The 19,817-nt window shown below is 68.8% G+C and carries 14 protein-coding genes and 1 pseudogene; 12 read left to right on the plus strand and 3 right to left on the minus strand.

All coding sequences use genetic code 11. The features are described 5' to 3' along the window. Positions 1-51: 51 nt before the first annotated feature. Entirely contained in the window at positions 52-2,430 is a 2,379-nt protein-coding gene (locus OG978_RS36785) for an Ig domain-containing protein (protein WP_326769385.1), read from the minus strand. Positions 2,431-2,853: 423 nt separating this feature from the next. Here OG978_RS36785 and OG978_RS36790 point away from each other — a divergent pair, with 423 nt between their 5' ends. From OG978_RS36790 to OG978_RS36810, 5 genes and pseudogenes are all read left to right on the plus strand, one after another. Beyond that, entirely contained in the window at positions 2,854-4,146 is a 1,293-nt protein-coding gene (locus OG978_RS36790; protein WP_326769386.1) for an extracellular solute-binding protein, read from the plus strand. A 188-nt stretch (positions 4,147-4,334) separates the two neighbouring features. Beyond that, entirely contained in the window at positions 4,335-5,144 is an 810-nt protein-coding gene (locus OG978_RS36795; protein ID WP_442817865.1) for a carbohydrate ABC transporter permease, read from the plus strand. A 2-nt stretch (positions 5,145-5,146) separates the two neighbouring features. Continuing rightward, positions 5,147-5,974 carry a carbohydrate ABC transporter permease gene (locus OG978_RS36800; RefSeq protein WP_326769388.1) on the plus strand — a complete coding sequence of 276 codons (828 nt, stop codon included), beginning with the start codon at positions 5,147-5,149 and terminating at the stop codon, positions 5,972-5,974. A 140-nt stretch (positions 5,975-6,114) separates the two neighbouring features. Continuing rightward, positions 6,115-7,122, plus strand: coding sequence for an aldo/keto reductase (locus tag OG978_RS36805; RefSeq protein ID WP_326769389.1), 1,008 nt, complete (start codon positions 6,115-6,117; stop codon positions 7,120-7,122). A 61-nt stretch (positions 7,123-7,183) separates the two neighbouring features. Then, a pseudogene (locus OG978_RS36810) lies at positions 7,184-8,016 on the plus strand (amidohydrolase family protein). Positions 8,017-8,162: 146 nt separating this feature from the next. Here OG978_RS36810 and OG978_RS36815 read toward each other — a convergent pair. Further along, positions 8,163-9,332 carry a Gfo/Idh/MocA family protein gene (locus OG978_RS36815; protein ID WP_326769390.1) on the minus strand — a complete coding sequence of 390 codons (1,170 nt, stop codon included), beginning with the start codon at positions 9,330-9,332 and terminating at the stop codon, positions 8,163-8,165. A gap of 411 nt (positions 9,333-9,743) precedes the next feature. On the opposite strand from OG978_RS36815, the gene OG978_RS36820 reads away from it, so the two are divergent. Beyond that, a complete protein-coding gene (locus OG978_RS36820) occupies positions 9,744-10,520 on the plus strand; it encodes a FadR/GntR family transcriptional regulator (RefSeq protein WP_326769391.1) in 777 nt (258 codons plus the stop codon). A 275-nt stretch (positions 10,521-10,795) separates the two neighbouring features. Here OG978_RS36820 and OG978_RS36825 read toward each other — a convergent pair whose 3' ends face one another. Then, positions 10,796-11,839, minus strand: coding sequence for an enolase C-terminal domain-like protein (locus OG978_RS36825; RefSeq protein ID WP_326769392.1), 1,044 nt, complete (start codon positions 11,837-11,839; stop codon positions 10,796-10,798). A gap of 375 nt (positions 11,840-12,214) precedes the next feature. Here OG978_RS36825 and OG978_RS36830 point away from each other — a divergent pair, with 375 nt between their 5' ends. From OG978_RS36830 to OG978_RS36855, 6 genes are all read left to right on the plus strand, one after another. Continuing rightward, positions 12,215-13,288 carry an ABC transporter permease gene (locus tag OG978_RS36830; protein WP_326769393.1) on the plus strand — a complete coding sequence of 358 codons (1,074 nt, stop codon included), beginning with the start codon at positions 12,215-12,217 and terminating at the stop codon, positions 13,286-13,288. Beyond that, positions 13,285-14,205: an ABC transporter permease gene (locus tag OG978_RS36835; protein ID WP_326769394.1), complete on the plus strand. Its 921-nt coding sequence runs from the start codon at positions 13,285-13,287 to the stop codon at positions 14,203-14,205. The genes OG978_RS36830 and OG978_RS36835 overlap by 4 nt, the downstream gene beginning before the upstream one ends. Further along, the gene (locus OG978_RS36840; RefSeq protein WP_326769395.1) at positions 14,202-15,266 is read left to right on the plus strand and encodes an ABC transporter ATP-binding protein; all 1,065 of its coding nucleotides are present in this window, start codon (positions 14,202-14,204) and stop codon (positions 15,264-15,266) included. Before OG978_RS36835 ends, OG978_RS36840 begins: the two co-directional genes overlap by 4 nt. Beyond that, a complete protein-coding gene (locus OG978_RS36845; protein WP_326769396.1) occupies positions 15,263-16,324 on the plus strand; it encodes an ABC transporter ATP-binding protein in 1,062 nt (353 codons plus the stop codon). The genes OG978_RS36840 and OG978_RS36845 overlap by 4 nt, the downstream gene beginning before the upstream one ends. Beyond that, positions 16,321-17,967, plus strand: a complete 1,647-nt coding sequence (locus OG978_RS36850; protein WP_326769397.1) for an ABC transporter substrate-binding protein — start codon at positions 16,321-16,323, stop codon at positions 17,965-17,967. The genes OG978_RS36845 and OG978_RS36850 overlap by 4 nt, the downstream gene beginning before the upstream one ends. A gap of 74 nt (positions 17,968-18,041) precedes the next feature. Then, the gene (locus OG978_RS36855) at positions 18,042-19,811 is read left to right on the plus strand and encodes a glycoside hydrolase family 35 protein (protein WP_326769398.1); all 1,770 of its coding nucleotides are present in this window, start codon (positions 18,042-18,044) and stop codon (positions 19,809-19,811) included. Positions 19,812-19,817: the final 6 nt, after the last annotated feature.

Consider the following 19,817-nt stretch of genomic DNA (forward strand, 5'->3'; position numbering starts at 1 on the left):
ACACGATGTCCACGGTGGAGAGAGCGGCCTTCGCATGTCACAGGGCCGTGCTCACGGCCTGGTCGTCACCTTGTACGTGATCGCGGCGTCGGCCACGCTCCCGCCGTTGCGGGCGGTGACGGTGAACTTGCTGGTGCCCGTGGTGGTGGGCACGCCCGTGATGCCGCCGGTGTCCTTGTTGAGGTCGAGTCCGGCCGGAAGCCTGCCGGACGTGATCTCGTAGCGGACGGTCCGCGGCGTGCTCGACGTCACCTTGAACGCGTACAGCACACCGGCCTTGGCATCCGGCGGCTCCGGCGTGGTGAAGCCCGGCGTCGGGGCCTTGACCTGCTGCGGCTCACCGATCGGCTGACCGGACGCGTCCACCTGCTGCAGCGACCATTCCTGTTGCGGGGTCACCTCGCTCAGGTGCCAATGCTGGTCCGCGGCGCCGAGCTGCTTCTTCTGATCCAGGGTGAACGCGCCCGCGCCGCGCGCGGACTCCCACGTGCTGACGGCTTGGAGGAGAGCGGCGGTGTTCGCTCCGGAGTCGAGACTCTGCACGCTGGTCTCGAAGTTGACGCCGGCGTCCAGGGACGCCGCGCGCGCCATGGTGACCTCGATGGTCTGCAGGTTGTCGTTGCCGGAGAAGCCCTGCTGGCCCATCATCCCGGGCAGGTAGTTGGCCCGGTAGAACGTGTTGCTCCGGAGGAGCTGGGCGTAGTCCGTCACGCCGATCTCGCCCCAGCTGGCCCGGGACTGGGCGTCCCAGGTGTTGGACGCGAGGTTGCTGCACTCGGTGATGAACTCCTTGGAGTCCAGCTGCCGGTAGACGCCGTTGACCAGGCGTGCGAAGCCGTAACCGCCCCATCCGTTGTAGCCCGCCGATTCGAGGCCGTCGTAGGACGTGGCCCGGACGCCGGTGTCGTTGTAGGCCGTGGCCAGACGGGCCGCGATCTCGTCGATGATCGGCAGCCCGCCGATCGCGCCGCCGTAGCCGTTCTGGATGAGCCGGGCGGCACGGGTCCCGGCCGGACAGGGCTGCGCGGACGAACCCCACTGGGCCCGCGCCAGGCCGCTGACCTGCCATTCGCCGTCGCTGACCTTCGTGACGGTGCCATAGGTGAGCAACTCGTCGCCGATACGCAGCCGTTGACCGTCGACGCCGGGTCCGAGCGCGCCGTCGTCGTCCACGTACAGCGTGGTGTCCGAGCTGCCGAGCGGGCGGGTCAGCTCGACGCTTCCGCCGAGCGCGAGCCGCGGATCGGCCGGGGCCTTCACATACGGGTCGTGGGCGTCGATGAAGTCGGACAGGGTGTGCACGCCGACCTCGGTGTTCTCCTTCGCCGCCGTGGCCACCAACTGGGCCGCCGCCGCGTCGGATCCGCCGAACGCGCTGTTGAACCGGTAGTGCCCGTGCGACGCCCAGGGGCCGTCGCCGGAGATGGCGTAGATGTTCCTGACCCCGGCCTGTCGGGCGTACCGGCCGGCGGCGGTGACATTGGTCGTATTGAGGTCGTGGATCCAGAAGTGGGACTGCGACGTGCGCTGGGCCGCCTTCTGCCACTGTCCGTCTAGGGTCGGGTACGCCTGCCCGTGCTCCTTGGCGATATGACTCAGCACGGTGAGGGCGAGATCCGGGGCACTGCCGAACAGCGCGATCTTCGACCCGACGATCCGGCCGTCCGGCGCGGGCAGCGGACCGAGCGGGATCGAGTACCCGTTGGTGCGCTGCCGGACCCGGACGCGGCTGTAGTCATAGGTGGCGGCGCGCAGCATGCTGCCCCACGTCGTCTTCGCCGCGACATTGCTCGCCAGCCACTCGTCCTTCGCGCCGGTCTGCAGGCCGTACGGATTCCAGACGAGATCCGGGCCGAACCCGTAGGCCAAGTGCTCGTTCGGCCACCCGCCCACGGTCTTGTCGTTGAGCGGACGGACTCCCAGCAGGAACTCGCCGTCCGTGACCACGCCGGCGGTCTCACCGATCGTCCGGGCCAGCTTCGTCGGCAGCGGGCCCCACAGCAGCGTCTGCACATCCACACCCTGCGCGGCCGTCAGACCGACGACCTCGAGTGTGGTGTGCGTCGGGAATCCGACGACCTTCACCTCGATCGTCACCTTCTCGCCGCTGAACACCAGCACGCGCCGGTCGCGCGGCGAGACCTTCATCTCGGCAGGCACCTCATGTCTGCCGTCGGCCACCACACTGACCAGCGGCACCGAGGTGCCCGCTGCCAGATGGTCGGTGCCGCTGCGCAGATCCACCAGGCTGGTCACCCGGCCGAAGGCGCTGACACCCAGCGACAGGAAGCCCGCGGTGATGCGCTGCGATCGGGATGCCGCATCGCCGGCAGCCGGCACGGCTTGAGCCGGAGCGGCGGTGAGTGCCGTCGTCCCCATCACCGTGATCGAGCCCAGGCCACTGACGGCCAGGAAACGCCGCCTGTCCATAGTTCCTCCTTGGTGTAGCGAATCTCGACGGAGCGTGCATGTGCTGATCGGTTGCGCAAGCGCGGTGTCACCTAAATAGTTCGGACTCTTCTGCGAGGGTGGGAGGCAAGGCGACTACGGGCACCGACGCTTCCGCGGTCTCAGCAGGAAGAGAAATTCCTTGCCCCTTGTGGGTAGACGCCCAGCACAAGTGCGATCTAGCGTGCAGCTGACCGCGGAGCCAGTCAAGGCTTAGTTAGGATCTATATCTTCCACATGTGGAAAATAGATCCCTTTCATCTCTTGACAGTGTCGCGAGCACGCTTCGATACTCAGAGCGTTTTAGACGGGGGAGCGCTTGAGGAGAGCAGCTGCCCTGAGCGCAGTAGGGCTCTCGAAAGAGCTGAACCATGTGACGCATTCGGTGGGTAAGGGAAGAGGCGCATGACACGCAATCGGACACTCCTGAGGGTCGCCGCTCTCGCGGGTGCAGTGGTCCTGACCGGATGCACGGCGGGCGGAACCGGTGGGAGTGCGTCATCGGGCGACAAGGTGACCCTGACCTTCCTCACTTTCGAAACGCCCAACCTCGATGCGAAGTACTGGGATGCGGCGATCGCCCGTGCCTCGGCGAAGGTTCCCGGAGTAACCATCAAGAAGCTTGTCTCGCCCAGCGCCGACCGCACCGGTTACGCGAAGCAGCTGGACAGTACGGGTCAGTTCCCGGACGTCGTGATCGGCTTGAACCCTGCCGGATTCGCCGAGTCGGGCAAGCTGGCGCCATGGTCGGACAAGGAGCTCGCGAAGTACGCCGAGCCGCACGCCAACACGTACGACGGCAAGGTCTACCAACTGCCCTATGCTGCCCAGACGACGCTCGTCTACTACAACAAGAGCGACTTCGCGAAGGCCGGCATCAAGGCCCCGCCCCGCACCTACGGTGAACTGCTCGGTAGCAGCGCCAAGTTGAAGGCCAAGGGGATCAACCCGATGGTGGTCGGCGGTGGTGGCAAGGACTCGTGGGCCGACATGTTCCCGCTGATCTGCACCGTGGCGACCGACGTCTACAAGAAGACGCCGGACTGGCTGTCCCAGCGCGCCGCGGGCAAGGTCAAGTTCACCGACCGGGCGTTCGTGACCGCCGCGGGGAAGGTCGCCGACCTCGCGAAGAAGGGCTACATGGACCGGGCCGGACTTTCCCGCTCCTACGCGGACACCGAGCAGGCCTTCCGTGACGGCAAGGGCGCCATGTACCCGATGGGCAGCTGGTTCTCCGCCTCCGCCGACGCGAAGAAGCCGGACTTCGACACGGGTGTCTTCGCGTGGCCCACCGATCAGGGAGCGCCGGCGCTGCCCGGCGTCACCGGCGGCGGGATGACGGTGAGTTCGAAGGCACCGGACGTGGCGCTGGCCAAGAAGTGGGCGAAGGCGTTCATGGAGGACGAGAAGAACCTCGATGCCGCCGTCAAGGCCGACGGGCTCATCATCGACATCAAGGGCTACACACCACCGGCCAACATGGGACCTGTGTACGAAGAGACGGTGGCTGCATATCGGCGGGCTCAGAAGTCCGATGGAGTCGTCAACTCGTTCTCCCAGGAGACCGGCGACGGGTCCCTGCCTCCGGGCCTGGCCGACAAGGCCGCGATCGGCATGCAGAAACTGCTCAGTGGGCGTATGACAGCCGCTCAATTCGGTGCCTACATGGATACCCAGTGGGACAAGGCCACCCGCTGATGCGTATCCGCACCCTCACCCGACCGGAACGTTCCACGGCCACGGACGGAGAATCGGACGTACCGCAGGAGCGGCGGTCTCGCACTGTCGCGAAGCGGTCGCCGCAACGCCCCCGACGCGCACGCTCACGATACGGCGCGAGCCGCTTCGCCGTCTTCGCGGCGCCGGGTCTGCTGGTCTATCTGGCTCTGGTGCTCGTACCCATCGGCATCACGACCGGTTACAGCCTCACGAACAAGAACCCCTTCAATCCACCGACTCGTTGGGTGGGCCTGGACAACCTGACCAGCCTCGCCTCCGACGACGAATTCCTCGAAGCGCTGGGCAACACTGTCCTCGTCACCGTCATCGTCACCCTCGTGACCAACGCCGGCGGGCTGGCCATCGCCATGCTCCTCGATCGACGCGGCTGGCTGTACAACGTCCTGCGCAGCGTGTTCTTCGTCCCGGTCGTCCTCAGTGCCGTGGTGGTCAGCGTCATCTGGCAGGCGATCCTCGTCGACGACGGACTGCTCAACTCCATGCTGCGTGAGGTGGGGGTGAGCAACCCGCCGGGGTGGCTCTCCGACCCGAGCCTCGCCCTGTACACGGTCTCGTGGGTCATCGCCTGGCAGGGACTCGGCTTCTGCGTCGTGATCTACCTGGCCGGACTCCAGGGAATTCCCCAGGAGTTGCACGAAGCAGCGGCGATCGACGGCTGCGGACCGGTGACGCGGTTCCGCCATGTCACCTGGCCGATGCTGGCGCCCGCCGTCACGATCAATACGGTGATGTCACTGATCGGCGGCTTCAAGGCCTACGACCAGGTCCAGGTCCTCACCAACGGTGGCCCGGGACCCGGCACCACATCCACCCTCGCATTCCAGGTGGTCCAGACCGCCTTCAACGGCAACCACGTCGGCTACGCCTCCGCCATGGCTGTCGCGATGCTGGTCCTGGTCGCGGCTGTGTCGGTGATCGCGCTCGGCCTCCTGCAGAAACGCGAGGTGTCTTCCTGATCATGAACCCATCCAGGGCTTGGCTCCGTCCGGCTGTCGCGCTCCTCGCCGGCCTCTTGTTCTTCCTGCCGATCTACCTCGTGCTGGCCAATGTATTCAAGGACGGTTCGTCGATCGTGTCGAACCCGGTGGGTCTGCCGGTCCCACCGACCATGGACAACATCCACAGCGTGCTGTCCCGGCCCGACCACCTCTTCTGGTACGGGTTGGTCAACAGCACGGAGGTCACCGTGATCTCCATCCTCATCACCACCGCGATCTCCGCCATGCTCGGCCATTATCTGGCGCGGGCGACCGGCGCCCTGGCCAAGGTCGCCATGGTCGCGCTGCTGTGCGGCCTCATGGTGCCGCCGGCGGTCATCCTCACCCCGATCACCGACGTACTCAGGGGACTTGGCCTGATGAGTACGGTGCCCGGCCTGATCCTGGCGTACGTCGGCTACTACATGCCGTTCGGCGTCTTCGTCTTCGCCGGCTTCGTCAAGACGATCCCGCGTGAGGTCGAGGAGGCGGCGGCCATCGACGGCGCCGGTGCGTTCCGCGCATTCTGGCAGGTGGTCTTCCCGCTGATGCGACCGGCGTCGGCCAGTGTGCTGATCTTCCTCGGCGTGTGGATCTGGAACGACTTCCTCAACCCGCTGATCATCCTGGGCCCGGCCTCCGGTACCACGGTGACCGTCGGAATCTACCGGGCCATCGGCGAACATCAGGCGGACTTCGGCTCGGTCTTCGCCCTCATGCTCCTGGCGACGCTGCCCATCCTCGTGTTCTACCTGGCCTTCCAGAAGCAGTTCGTCAAGGGCCTCACCGGTGGAGCGACGAAGGGCTGACCGGCCGGCCGACACCGGGGCGGGGGCCGCAGGGCAGCCCCGCCCCGTCGTGTCATATCTCCAACTATCCGATCCGGCCGCCAGGTTGATGGTTCTCCGGCGCGCGGCCGAGACCCCGAGTGAGAGGCACCCCCGAACTCATGCGCAGCACCGCACTCGGGCGCACCGCCACAGCGGTCGGTGAACTGTCCCTGGGCGCCGCACCCCTGGGAAACCTGTTCCACGCGATCAGCGACGAGGACGCGGCCGCCACCGTCGAAGCCGCCTGGGCGTGCGGGATACGCAGCTTCGACACCGCCCCGCACTACGGCCTGGGGCTGTCCGAGCGCCGTCTCGGAGCAGCCCTGCGCACCCGCCCGCGCGACCAGTACACCCTGTCCACGAAGGTCGGCCGCCTGCTGCGTCCGCGTACCGCAGCGCACGGCGACGACCGGGCCAACGGCTTCGCCGTCCCGGCCACCCATGAGCGGGTATGGGACTTCACCGCCCGCGGCGTACGCACCGCCGTCGAGGAGAGCCTGACCCGGCTCGGCCTCGACCGGGTGGACATCGTCTACCTGCACGACCCGGACCAGCACGAGCGGCAGGCCCTCGACTGCGCCTACCCCGAGCTGGAACGGATGCGCGCGGAGGGCACGGTCGGCGCGATCGGCGTCGGCATGAACGAGACCGAGCTGCCGACACGGTTCATCCGCGACACCGACATCGACGTGGTCCTGCTGGCCGGCCGCTACTCCCTCCTCGACCAGAGCGGGCTGACCTCACTCCTGCCGCAGGCCGCGCGGCGTGGGGTGTCCGTGCTGGTGGGCGGGGTGTTCAACTCGGGCCTCCTGGCCGACCCCAGGCCCGGCGCAACCTTCGACTACGCCCCCGCACCCCTGCGCATGCTGGAACGGGCCCTGGCGCTGCGGACCTTGTGCGAGAGCTTCGATGTCCCGCTGCGGGCGGCGGCCCTGCAGTTCCCGCTCGGGCATCCGGCGGTCGCCGGTGTGCTGCTCGGGGCGCGCACCGCTGCAGAGGTGGTGGACGCCGCCGCGATGCTCAGCCGGCCCATCCCCCCGGACCTGTGGCGCGCGCTGCGATCCGGGGGCCTGCTGCCCCGGAATGGGCCGGTGCCCGACCGGCGTCAGGCCGAAAGCCGCCGGTGACGCGGACCGTACAGCTCCGTGTCACCGGCCCGGACCCGATCCCTCGGAAGGCGAAGCATCCTTGACCACCACCATCGACGCCCACCAGCACCTCCGGGACTGCCGGTCCGCGATCAGGACTGGATCAGCGGACCTGAACTCGTCACACTGCGGCGGTACTTCACCCTCGACGACCTGCGCCCGCAGGCGTCGACGCCACCGTGCTGGTGCAGACGATCTGCGTACCCGAGGAGACTCCCGGGTACTTGGCGCTCGCCGCCGCCGACCGGCTGGTGGCCGGAGTCGTCGGCTGGACCGACCTGACGTCTCCCGGGATCGCCGACGCTCTGGCCGAACTGCGTGCCCTGCCCGGCGGCGAGCACCTGGTCGGCATCCGCCATCAGGTACAGGGCGAGGACGACCCGCCCTGGCTGCTGCGCCCCGATGTCGAGCGCGGCCTGGCCGCCGTCGCGTCCGCGGGGCTCGCCTACGGCCTGGTGTGCTGCGCCCGGAGCAACTGCCTCGGCGGTCGCGGCGGCGCAGGCCCGGCCTGAACTCACCTTCACCCTGAACCACTTGGGCAAGCCTCCCGTCCGCCCACGCCGCCACGACACCTGGGCCGCGGACCTGCGTGCCCTGGCCCGGCCGCCCAACACGGTGGCCAAGCTCCCCGGCCTGGTCACCGAGGCCGACCGGCAGGCATGGCGCCCCGCCGATCTGCGGCCGTACGTGTCGGTCGCGCTGGACGCCTTCGGCCCGCGGCGGCTGATATTCGGGTCGGACTGGCCGGTGTGCACGACGACGGCCGACTACGGGCAGGTGGTCGCCACCACCAGCGAGCTCCTGGCGGACCTGTCGGAGCAGGAACGGCACGAGGTCCTCGGCGGCACGGCCTCGCGGGTCTACCACCTCTGAGCTGGTCCTGAGGTTCTGGCGCGGGGCCCACGCCGGTCATTCGTGGGATCGGTGCGCCCGGGGCGCGGGGCAGGCCCCACAGGCTGAGCCGCCACCCGGCGGGGTGGCCCCGGTCCGTCCCCCTTTCCGGACCGGAGCCTCCGGTCTCACCTCTGGCCGTGTGCGAAGTACGCGGCCAAGTCCGCCTGCAGAGGAGCCACTTCGACGGCTCTTCCTCCGTCCCGCAGTGACATGGTGGCCGCGTGACCCGCGGCCACCGCCTCCCGGGCCGCCACCGGAGAGGTGACGGTGGCCCCGCCCTCCCGCACGAACCGCAGGAACTCCGCGGCCAGGAGCGGATCGGCACCACCGTGGGTGCCGGTCGGCGTGGGCACGGGGACCACCAGATCGGCCTCGGCGCGGTAGTCGGAGCGGCGGTTCCACACCCGCACCTCCGCGCCTTCGGAGTCGCCGAAGTTCTCCAGGCGTCCCTCGGTGCCGATCACCGTATAGTTGCGCCAGTAGTCCGGTGTGTAGTGGCACTGCTGATAGCTGGCGAACACGCCGTTGCCCAGCTGCATCTGCATCATGCTCAGGTCCTCCACGTCCACCACCGGGTGCAGACCGGTGAGGCTGAGCGGCGGCCAGTTGTCCACCGACAGCCAGTCGGTCATCCGCTCCCCGCTGCGGTCGCGGCGCGAAGAGATGTCTCCGTAGACGGTCAGTCCGCCCATGGCGTTCACGCGCCGGGTGTAGCCACCGGCCAGCCAGTGGATGACATCGATGTCGTGGGCTCCCTTCTGCAGCAGCAGACCGGTGGTGTTGCGCCGGTCCGCGTGCCAGTCCTTGAAGTAGAAATCGCCGCCGTGGCCGACGAAGTGGCGGCACCAGACGGCCTTCACCGCGCCGATGGCCCCGCTGTCGATCAGCTCGCGCATGGCCATCACGACCGGCATGTGCCGCATGTTGTGGCCTACGTACAGAGGGGTGCGGTAGGCGCGGGCAGCCGCGAGCAGTCGGTCGCAGCTCTCGACGGTGATGGCCATCGGCTTGTCCAGGAACACCGGTACACCGGCCGCGAGGAAGTCCAGGCCGACCTGTTCGTGCGTGTGGTCGGGAGTCAGTACGAACACGCCGTCGAGTCCCGCGTCGAGCAGCTCGTGGTGGTCCGCGGCAGACCTCACCCGCTCGCCGAAGCGCTTCTCGGCGAGCGCGAGCATCCGCGGATCGCGGTCGCAGGCGGCGGCCACCACGGAGCCCGAGCCCGGCCGATGAACCAGGTCGACCAGGTCGCTGCGATTGCCCAGGCCGATGACGCCGAGCCTGATGTCGTCCAACGTGCTGTCCTTTCGCGGGATTTGGAGGAGCTACGGTTGCCGCGATGGGGGGTGAGGCAAGAAAGAAGGCCGTAGTCGGAACGGTGGATCAGCCATGGCCGCGGTGTGCCGGCGAGAGGGCTGAACACCGATGGAGGCGGATGGAGGCATCCCATTTACGCGACGGCAAGGAGAGTGTAAATCAGATACATTTCGGAACTCGCGGGCAGGGTTGCATCAACCCTGTGGGCGGTCGTTCCAGGTTGCGGGAGTGGGAGACTGGTCGATTCTGGTGGTCGCCGAATCCTGGCGTCAAGTGTTTGGGTGTGATTCACTGGGGCCGAGTTGCTTGATGTATAGGAAATATGTAACCGGCGACGAAGGCCCCGGCCTGGCGCGCCGATGCATCAAGAGGGAAGTGAGGGAGAGCTGTTGACCCACTCAGAGAAGAGCGCCGCGCCTGCGCCCGTGCCGACGGGTACGGGGGGCGGGTACCGGCCCGGGTACGAGGTCGCAGCCGAGCGCGTCCTCGAGTACGTCGTGCGGGAGGGGCTGCGGCCCGGTGACCGGCTGCCCACGGAGAAGGATCTGGCCGAAGAGGTACAGATGAGCCGGACCGTGGTGCGGGAGGCGGTGAAGATCCTCTCCGCCTTGGGGCGGCTGTCCGTGCAGAAGGGCCGCGGCATCTATGTGGCCGAGCCGGAGCAGTCCTCCTGGCAGCAGTCACTCGCCAACTTTCTGCCCGCGGACCTGCGACAGGTGGACGAACTCTTCGAGTTCCGCCGCCATTTGGAGACCACCACGACCAACCTGGCTTCGCAGCGCGCCACTCCCGCGCAGGTCAAGGTGGTACGCGAAGCCGCGCAGCAGTCCACGCAGGCGGCCCAGCAGGGTGACATCGACGCCTTCACGCTCGCCGACGAGGCCTTCCACGCCGGCATCGCGGCCGCTGCCGCCAACATGTTCTTCGCCTCGACCGTCGACGCCATGCGGCGCCTGCAGCGGCAGGTCACGACGATAGGGCTGGCCGGTATCGCAGGCGGATCCCTGCACGTGGCCGCCGAACAGCACGAGGCCATCGCCGAGGCCATCGCCGCCGGGGAGACCGACCGTGCCGAAGCGCTGATGGCCCAACACATCGACATGACCGCCCAGCAGTTCCAGCAGGAAATCTGGCGCCGTGTCGTACCCGGCGACGAGTCCCCCTGAACCGCAGGTCTCCAGTCGTAGTGGTGCAGCCGGGGAGGGCCGTCACGCGTACGCGTGGGTAACGGCGATTGAGTGATTCGGCGGGAACTCACTCTCGTTCTCAGCGACTTGGACAGGTCCCATGTGGATCCGTCGAAGCACGGCCGGAACGAGGTCTTCGGTGGCACGGCCTCCCGGGATACCGCCTCTGGCGCGAGACGGCCTGGCGACAACAGGGGGCGGGTGCAACTGCACCCGCCCCCTGTTGTCGCCTACGGCGATCGCTCGCGCATGCGTCACCAGCCCGGCGCGTCGAACCCGATGCCGGGAACCGACGGAGCGCGGACCAGACCGTCGGCGCCGACGGCGGGCTCGCGTACCACGGGGTTGGTGTACACCAGGGACTCGTAGTACGTGGTGTTGGGTATCGCCATGCACAGATGGGCGTTGACCACTCCGCTGCCGTGCACCTCGGCCCGTAGCTGGTAGCTGTCGGCGAGGTGCGCGATGCGCAGCGCCCCGGTGATCCCGCCCTTGTACTGCGCGCTCGTCCTGACCCGGCCTGCGGTGCCTGCGGCGATGAAGTCGCCGACGTTCAGGTGTGCACCGTCGGAGGTCTCCGCGACCAGGAGTGGGACCTCGACCCGCTCGGCCAGCCAGCGGTAGGCGGTCACGCTGAATTCGCGCATCGGCTCCTCGTACCAGAGGTAGCCGGCCTCGGACAGTGCACGGCCGACGTAGACCGAGTCGGCGAGGTCGAACCCGGCCGAGCCGTCGTACATCAGCGGCACGTCGTCACCGACGTGCGACCGCAGCTTCTGGCACAGCTCCGCGTCCGCCTTCGGGTCGCCCCAGCCGTGCAGCTTGATGGCGGCGTAGCCCAACTCCAGGCATTGGTCGGCCACTTCGAGGTACTCCTCGGTGGTGTCGAAGGTGACCGTGCTCGCGTAGGCGGGAACGGCCTCGCGGTACGGGCCCAGCAACCGGTGGACCGGTTGCCCGGCTGCCTTGCCCGCCAGGTCCCACAGCGCCACGTCGACCAGGCCGAGCGCGTAGATCGGAAGCTCCTCGATGCGGTCCAGCTCCCACAGCCGTTGCCACAGCAGCTCACGCATCAACGGGTCGCGGCCGGTCAGGTCCGCGCGGATACGACGGTCCACCAGGTCGGAGACGATCAGCCCGCGCCTGGTGTGCGCCTCGCCCACGAGGCCTTCGTCGGTGTGGACGCGCAGGACTCCGCCCACCACCGCGGGCTCCGAGCCCGGAAGCCCGGCCCGCCACCGGAAGGACGGCTGAGCGGGCAGGTCGACCAGTTCCACAGTCACATCGGTGATTCGCATGGATGTCCTTCACGGCTGGAGGTTCGGGATTCAGGAGGGGTTTCGTCGCGCGCTCTCGCCTCAGCCCCGCTGTATGTTTCATATACATATCCTGATCGGTGGTCAGTGAATCACATCCAAACTCTTGACGCCAGGATCGTGTAACCCCAGACTTTTCCCCACCCGGGTGGGGTTGCCTGGTCGTGACCGTCGTCGCGGGGCTGCCCCCTTGATGAGTGCAGCCTGGCATGTATCAGATCTATGCCTTGTGTGCCAGGTGCCTGTGACCGAGTACTTGGTTCGACCGGGGGACAAGAATCCCGCTGATCGCCCACGGTCTGCACGATGCGCGCGCGGACCGGTTCCACCACTGCACCACCGACGAAAGGAGCGAGGATGGCTGCGACACGAGCCGCGCCCGTGCCGGCGCCACTCGCCAAACACCGCCGCCCGCACTCCGGGTCACGCTCGGGCTTGACCTTCGTGCTGCGCCGCCTGGGGTTCTACCTGGTGACCGCATGGGCCGCCATCACACTGAACTTCCTGATCCCGCGCTTCATGCCGGGCGACCCCGCCGTCACGCTGCTGAATCACCTTCAGCAGACCACCGGCACCACGCCGAACGCGGCGGCCGTGCACGCGGTGCGGATGTTCTACGGAGACCCGACGCGCAACCTCCTCCAGCAGTACCTCGACTACTGGCAGAGCCTGGCGCACCTCGACTTCGGACTCTCGGTGAGCCACTACCCGACCCCGGTGTCCGACATCGTGCTCGACGCGCTGCCGTGGACCGTGCTCCTTGCCGGCACCACCACGGTGATCGGCTGGCTCCTCGGCACCTTGCTGGGCGCCTTCGTCGGGTGGAAGCCCGGCGGCCGGGCCGACTCGGTGCTGACCCCGCTCACTGCCTTCTTCTACGCGCTTCCGCCGTTCTGGCTGGCGCTCCTGGCGGTCTACGTCTTCGGCTTCACCCTCGGCTGGTTCCCGATCTCCGGCGGCTACGACCCGGACGTCCCGTTCCAGCTGAACAATCTGTGGTTCCTGCTCAGCGTGCTGCGCTATGGCGCGCTGCCGGCGTTCACGCTGATCTTCATCGGGGTCAACGGCTGGATGTTCGCCATGCGCAACGTCATGGCCACCACCGTCGGCGAGGACTACGTGCTGCTCGCCCGCGCCAAGGGGCTGCGCCCGAGCCGGATCATGCTGCGCTACGCCGCACGCAACGCGCTCCTGCCGAACGTCAGCGGCCTCGCCCTGGCCCTCGGCAGCATCTTCGGCGGCGTCGTCGTCGCCGAGATCGTCTTCACCTACCCCGGCCTGGGCTACGTACTGTTCGAGGCCGTCAGCAGCCACGACTACCCGTTGATGCAGACGATCTTCCTGCTGATCACCCTGGGTGTGCTGGCCGCCAATCTGGTCGCCGACTCGACCTATGTGCTGCTCGACCCGCGCACCCGGGAGGAGCGATGAGGCAGTTCCTGACCCATGGCAAGGTACGGATCGGGCTTGCCGTCTTCGGCGGATTCCTGCTCGTCGCGCTCGTCGGCCCGTGGCTGGTGAGTTCGGTCCTGGGCACCGATCCGCACCGGATCGACTACGACGCCCTGGGGGTGGCACCCGGTGCCGACCATCTGCTCGGCACCACCACTTCCGGCCAGGACGTGCTGGCTCAACTGATAGCCGGGTGCCGGGGGTCGGTAGAGGTGGGTCTGCTCTCCGGTGTCCTCGCCGTCGTGGCGGCCGCCCTCATCGGTGTGACCGGCGGCTTCGTCGGAGGGCGCACCGACCAGCTGCTCACCGCGGTCACCAACATCTTCGCCACCCTGCCCAGCTTCCCGCTGATGCTGATCGTGGCCGGATACATGTCCAACGTCGGTGCCGTGGCCATCGCCCTGCTGATCGGTCTGTTCGAGTGGCCGGGCTGCGCCCGCTACCTGCGCTCCCAGACCCTCTCGCTGCGCGGGCGCGACTTCGTGCACGCCCTGCGCATGGTCGGCGAGAGCCGCCGGCGGATGGTGCTCGTGGAGATAATGCCGCACCTGACCGGCCTCCTCTCCTCGCTGTTCCTGCGGGCCGTGGTGACCGGGGTGTTCGCCGAGGCCGGGCTGCGCTTCCTCGGCATAGGCGGAGGCGACACCGTGACCTGGGGAACCATGATCGCCTCCGCTCAGCAGCAGGAGGGCGTGGTGCGGGGCATGTGGTGGTGGTTCGCGCCGCCCGGCCTGTTCATCGCGCTGCTCGGGACGGCCACCGCACTGATCAACTTCGGCCTCGACGAGATCGGCAACCCGGTGCTGCGGCACAGCAACCGCTCCGCGATCCGGCGCGCCCGTGCCCATCTGGCCGCACGCCGGGACCGTACGCCCCCTGTGGAGGTGGCCTCATGACCGCCCGTCCTGTCGACACCGCACGCTCGGTGGTCACACCGCCCTCGGCCCCGCGCGGCGAGCAACTCCTCGACGTGGCGCGGCTGACCGTGGAGTACGTCACCGAGCGCGGGGCCGTACAGGCCTGCAACGAAGTGTCCTTCACCCTGCGCCGCAGCGAGATCCTCGGCCTGGCGGGGGAGTCCGGTTCCGGGAAGAGCAGCCTGATCACCGCTCTGACCAGACTGCAGCGGCTGCCCGCGCTGACCACCGGCGGCGAGATCCGCTACCACGCCCGCGACGGACAGGTCCTCGACCTCGTCACCTTGGACGAACGCCGGCTGCGCACCCTGCGCTGGACCGACCTGTCGATCGTGCTGCAGAGCGCGATGGCCGCGTTCAACCCGGTCATGCGGCTCGACGCGCAGTTCGCCGACGTGATGACCGAGCACGAGCCCGGCCTCACCCGGGGCGAGGTGGCCGAGCGGATCGGCCGGCTGCTGCGCATGGTGGGGATCGCCCCCGAACGCGCCCGTTCCTACCCGCACGAACTGTCCGGCGGGATGCGCCAGCGCGCCCTCATAGCCCTCGCCCTGGCCTGCGAACCCGAGCTCGTCGTCATGGACGAACCCACCACCGCCGTCGACGTGGTGATGCAACGTCAGATCTTGTCCCAGATCCTCCGCCTGCAGCGCCGCCTGGGCTTCGCCGTGGTCTTCGTGACCCATGACCTTTCCCTGCTGATGGAGATCGCCGACCGGATCGCCATCATGTACGCCGGCCGGATCGTGGAGATCGGCGCACCCGAGCAGCTCTACGCGGACCCGCTCCACCCCTACACCCGCGGCCTGCGCGACGCCTTCCCGCCGCTGCACGCCCCGCTGACGACGCTGACCGGCATCCCCGGCAGCCCACCCGACCTGCGCGACCCGCCGCCCGGCTGCGCCTTCCACCCCCGCTGCGGCAAGCGCCTGCCGGAGTGCGAGCGGGCCCTGCCGCGCCTCCACCAGGTCGTAGGGCAGCGCGAGCGGCAGGTGGCTTGCCATCTGTACGACTCCACCGACCCCCAGGAGGCGCCATGACCACGCAGGCCCCCACCTCCGACCAGCCTGCCGTGCTCGCGGCCGTCGACGTCAGCAAGCACTTCACCGTCCGCGACCAGCTGGGCCGCAAGACCACCGTGCACGCCGTCGAGCACGCCTCGGTGGCGCTGCACCGCGGCCGCGTGGTGGCCCTGGTCGGCGAGAGCGGCAGTGGGAAGACCACGCTGGCCCGGATGCTGGCCCAGTTCCACCCCGTCAGCGCGGGAGAGATCCAGCTGGCCGGGCAGCCGGCACCGCCCGCCGGAAACGGCTACTTCCGCCAGGTACAGCTGATCTTCCAGGACCCGTTCTCCTCGCTGAACACCCTCAAACGGGTGCGGCACATCCTCGGCCGCGTCCTGCGCCTGCACGGCCACGCCCGCACCCGCGCCGAGGTGGAGGAGCAGGTCCTCGACCTGCTGAACCGGGTCAACCTCACTCCGGCCGAGGAGTTCATCGACAAGTGTCCCAGCGAGATGTCCGGCGGCCAGCTGCAGCGCGTGGCCATTGCCCGGGCCCTGGCAGTACGCCCGGCCGTGCTCCTGGGTGACGAGCCGATCAGCATGCTGGACGTCTCCATCCGCCTCGACGTGCTCAACCTGCTGGCCCGGCTGCGCGACGAGGAGGGCCTCGCCCTCCTCTACATCACCCACGACATCGCCAGCGCCCGGTACCTGTGCGACGACGTGCAGGTGATGTATGCCGGGCAGACGGTCGAGGGCGGGCCGAAGGAAGCGGTCATCCAGTCGCCCAAACACCCGTACACCCGCCTGCTGATCGACTCCTCTCCCGACCCCGACCGGCCCGGACGCGGCCTGCGCGACCAGGGGGACGCCGAGGACCTGGACGACGCCGAGGACCTGGGGGAGCCCCCCAACCTGACCGCGCCGCCCGACGGCTGCCGGTTCCACCCCCGCTGCCCGTTCGCCATGGACGACTGCAGGCGCGCTTTTCCCGACCGCACCACCTTCGCCGACGGCCAGTGGGCGCACTGCTGGCTGCACCAGCACGGCCGGTCGGCCGAGCTCGACAGGACAACTTCGAAGGAGCTTCCATGAAGCGCTCGACGGCCGCTGCCACCGCGGCCTTGGCCACCATCGGTCTGCTGACCGGCTGCAGCACCGCGAAGTCGGACGGATCCGGGGACAAGGCCACGAGCACCGTGCGTCTCGCCACCCACCCGACGCAGGCCTTCCAGAAAGGGTGGAACCCGTTCGCGGCCTACCCCAACGCCGGAGTGTCCTTCTTCTACGAGCCGTTGCTGCGGATCGACGCCCAGAACCCCGAGCCGCAGCCATGGCTGGCGGACTCCTGGAAGTTCGGCGACGGCGGGAAGACCCTCACCTTCCGTCTGCACCCCGGAGTGAAGTGGTCGGACGGGAGGCCTCTCACCGCGAAGGACGTCAAGTTCAGCCTGGAAGTGCCCATCAAGCACACGGAGTTGAACCTCGCCGGCGCGCTCTACACCAAGGTCGACGCACCCGACGAGAAGACCGTGGTCGTGCACTATCCGAAGGGCGGCTACGCCGACCTCGGCGCCTTCAAGAACCGCAACATCTACCCCGAACACATCTGGGCAGGGCGGAACCTGAAGACGGACCAGAACCTCAAGCCGGTCGGCAGCGGCCCCGTCACCCTGGACTCCTTCAGCCCGCAACAGATCACCCTCAAGATCCGTGAGGACTACTGGAACGGCTCGTTCCGAGCCGTCAAGAAGGTCGCCATCGTCGCGGCCCAGGAGTCCAGCATGCGCAGCCTGCTCCTGAAGGACCAACTCGACTGGAGCACGATGTCCTGGCAGGGCGCGGAGAAGAACTACGTCGCCCGCGACCCCGAGCACCACAAGTACCAGGTCTATCCGCTGCTGGGGTCCGAGGGCGTGCTGTTCAACACGAAGAAGGGCCCGACCACCGATGTGCACGTCCGCCAGGCCCTGACCAAGGCGGTCGACGTGGCCAAGGTGCTCAAGGTGATGGGGACGCAGCAGCCCGCGGTCAACCCGTCCGGCCTGAACAACGAGGTCGGCGCCACCTGGCTGCCCGCCGACCTGGCCGACAAGACCCTGAAGCAGGACGCGGCCGGTGCCCGCGCCGAGCTGGCCGCCGGCGGCTGGAGCGTACGGGGCGGCAAGCTCAGCAAGGACGGCAAGAGCTACCCGCTGTCGCTCAACGTCTTCCAGCCGTACGCGAACTGGGTGGACATGGGCGCCGCACTGAAGGACCAGTGGAAGTCGGTCCTCGGCCTGGATGTCACGGTCAACAACATGCCGGAGGCCACCTTCTACCAGAAGGAGCCGGTCGGCGACTTCTCGATGGAGACCGCGTTCGCCCCGCCCTCCGGCGACGGCAGCATCTTCGGCACCCTCAACGCCTTCAGCAGCGACTACTACGCCCCGCTCGGCAAGGCGACCAGCAGCAACTTCGGCCGCTTCAACAACCCGGACTACAACGCACAGTTGGCGAAGATGGCCACCGTCGACCCCGCCGACACCGCCCGGCTCAAGGAACTGGCCGGACCGGCGCTGAAGATCCTCGCCCAGCAGGCGCCGTTCATCCCGATCGGCGGCTCGGCCTCCTTCGTCGACATCAACTCCAGCCGCTTCACCGGCTGGCCGACCCCCGAGACCGCCAAGTACACGCCGTCCACCACCGTCGGTCCGGACACCACGCTGACCCTGCAGCAGCTGCGTCCGGCCTCCTGAAAGCCCGGTGGGGCCGGCGGCTGAAGGACCGCCGCCCGCCCCACCGCGACCCTCCTCATCACCTGGGAACAGTTGTGACCCAACTCCGCCACGCCGCCGAGCTGACCGTGACCGACCACGGCTTCCTGCGCGACGGCCGCCCCTACCAGATCATCTCCGCCGCCATCCACTACTTCCGGGTCCACCCCGAACTGTGGGAGGACCGGCTGCGCCGCCTGCGCGCCATGGGCGTCAACACGATCGAGACCTACATCGCCTGGAACCTGCACCAGCCGACCCCCGACCGGACCGAGTTCTCCGGCCCGGCCGACGTCACCCGGTTCATCAGTACCGCCGGACAACTGGGCCTGGACGTGATCGTGCGGCCCGGCCCCTACATCTGCGCCGAGTGGGAGTTCGGGGGCCTGCCGGCCTGGCTGCTCGCCGATCCCGAGCTGCGACTGCGCCAGACCGAGGAGCGCTATCTGGCCGCCGTGGATGCCTGGTTCGACGAGCTGGTCCCGGTCCTGCGCCCGTTGCTGGCCGGCAGGGGAGGGCCGGTCGTAGCTGTCCAGGTCGAGAACGAGTACGGGAGTTACGGCACCGACACCGCCTACCTCGACCATCTGCGGCAGGGCTTGATACGCCGCGGCGTGGACTGCCTGCTGTTCACCGCCGACGGTGCCACCGACGGCGTCCTGCGCGGCGGGGTCCTGCCCGGCACCTTGGCCACCGCGACGTTCGGCTCGCGGCCGAAGGAGTCGTTCGCCACGCTGCGCCGCCATCAGCCGGTCGGCCCGCTGATGTGCTCCGAGTACTGGCACGGCTGGTTCGACCACTGGGGCGAGCAGCACCACGTCCGCGACCCGGAGGAAGCCGCCGCGGAACTGGACTGGATGCTGTCCCAAGGCGCCTCGGTCAACCTCTACATGGGCCACGGCGGCACCAACTTCGGCTGGTGGAACGGAGCCAACCGCGACGAGGCCCACTACCGGCCCACCTGCACGAGCTACGACTACGACGCCCCGGTCGGCGAGGCGGGCGAGCTGACCGCGAAGTTCCACGCCTTCCGCGAGGTGATCGAGCGGCATCGCGGCCCGATCGGACACGAGGCACCCGCGCGGCCCGACCGGCTCGCCCCGCAGACGGTGCGTCCGAACGGCGCGGTGGCGCTGCTGAACTCCCTGGACGCGCTGTCCGTTCCGCACCACCGGCGCGCGCCGGTGCCGATGGAGGCGCTGGGCCAGTCGCTCGGCCTGACCCACTACCGGACCCGGCTGCGTGGTCCGTTCCCCGACTCGACCCTGCGCGTGCACGGCCTGGCCGACCGGGCCCAGGTGTTCCTGGACGGTGTGCCGCTCGGCCTCCTCGAGCGGGACGGACCGTTGGACGCGCTGCCGATCAGCGTCCCCGCGTCGGGCGCCGAACTCGACCTGCTCGTGGAGAACATGGGGCGGATCAACTACGGCCCCTGGCTGGAGGATCGCAAGGGGATCAGCGGCGGGGTCCGGATCGACACCCAGTACCAGTTCGGCTGGGAGATCCGCCCTCTCCCTCTGACCGATCTGACCGCCGTGCGGTTCGGGGCCGCCGAAGCTGTCGAAGGCCCGGCCTTCCACCGGGCGGAGGTGGAGGTCCCGGCCCCTGCCGACGGCTTCCTCGCCCTGCCGGGCTGGACCAAGGGCCAGGTCTGGCTCAACGGGTTCGCCCTGGGCCGCTACTGGGACCGCGGCCCGCAGCGCACCCTCTACGCCCCCGCGCCGGTGTGGCGGGCCGGCCGCAACGAGCTCGTGATCCTCGAACTGCACCGGCCGGGCGAGCGGATCGAGCTCCTCGACACGGCGGACCTGGGCCCCACCGGCTGACCCGCC

It is taken from the genome of Streptomyces sp. NBC_01591, assembly GCF_035918155.1.
Lineage (GTDB): Bacteria > Actinomycetota > Actinomycetes > Streptomycetales > Streptomycetaceae > Streptomyces.

Coding starts and splice junctions, on each gene's coding strand:
- OG978_RS36785 (WP_326769385.1), bottom strand. CDS start 2,430: ATGGACAGGCGGCGTTTCCTGGCCGTCAGTGGCCTGGGCTCGATCACG.
- OG978_RS36825 (WP_326769392.1), bottom strand. CDS start 11,839: ATGCGAATCACCGATGTGACTGTGGAACTGGTCGACCTGCCCGCTCAG.
- OG978_RS36840 (WP_326769395.1), top strand. CDS start 14,202: ATGACCGCCCGTCCTGTCGACACCGCACGCTCGGTGGTCACACCGCCC.
- OG978_RS36790 (WP_326769386.1), top strand. CDS start 2,854: ATGACACGCAATCGGACACTCCTGAGGGTCGCCGCTCTCGCGGGTGCA.
- OG978_RS36830 (WP_326769393.1), top strand. CDS start 12,215: ATGGCTGCGACACGAGCCGCGCCCGTGCCGGCGCCACTCGCCAAACAC.
- OG978_RS36845 (WP_326769396.1), top strand. CDS start 15,263: ATGACCACGCAGGCCCCCACCTCCGACCAGCCTGCCGTGCTCGCGGCC.
- OG978_RS36800 (WP_326769388.1), top strand. CDS start 5,147: ATGAACCCATCCAGGGCTTGGCTCCGTCCGGCTGTCGCGCTCCTCGCC.
- OG978_RS36850 (WP_326769397.1), top strand. CDS start 16,321: ATGAAGCGCTCGACGGCCGCTGCCACCGCGGCCTTGGCCACCATCGGT.
- OG978_RS36805 (WP_326769389.1), top strand. CDS start 6,115: ATGCGCAGCACCGCACTCGGGCGCACCGCCACAGCGGTCGGTGAACTG.
- OG978_RS36835 (WP_326769394.1), top strand. CDS start 13,285: ATGAGGCAGTTCCTGACCCATGGCAAGGTACGGATCGGGCTTGCCGTC.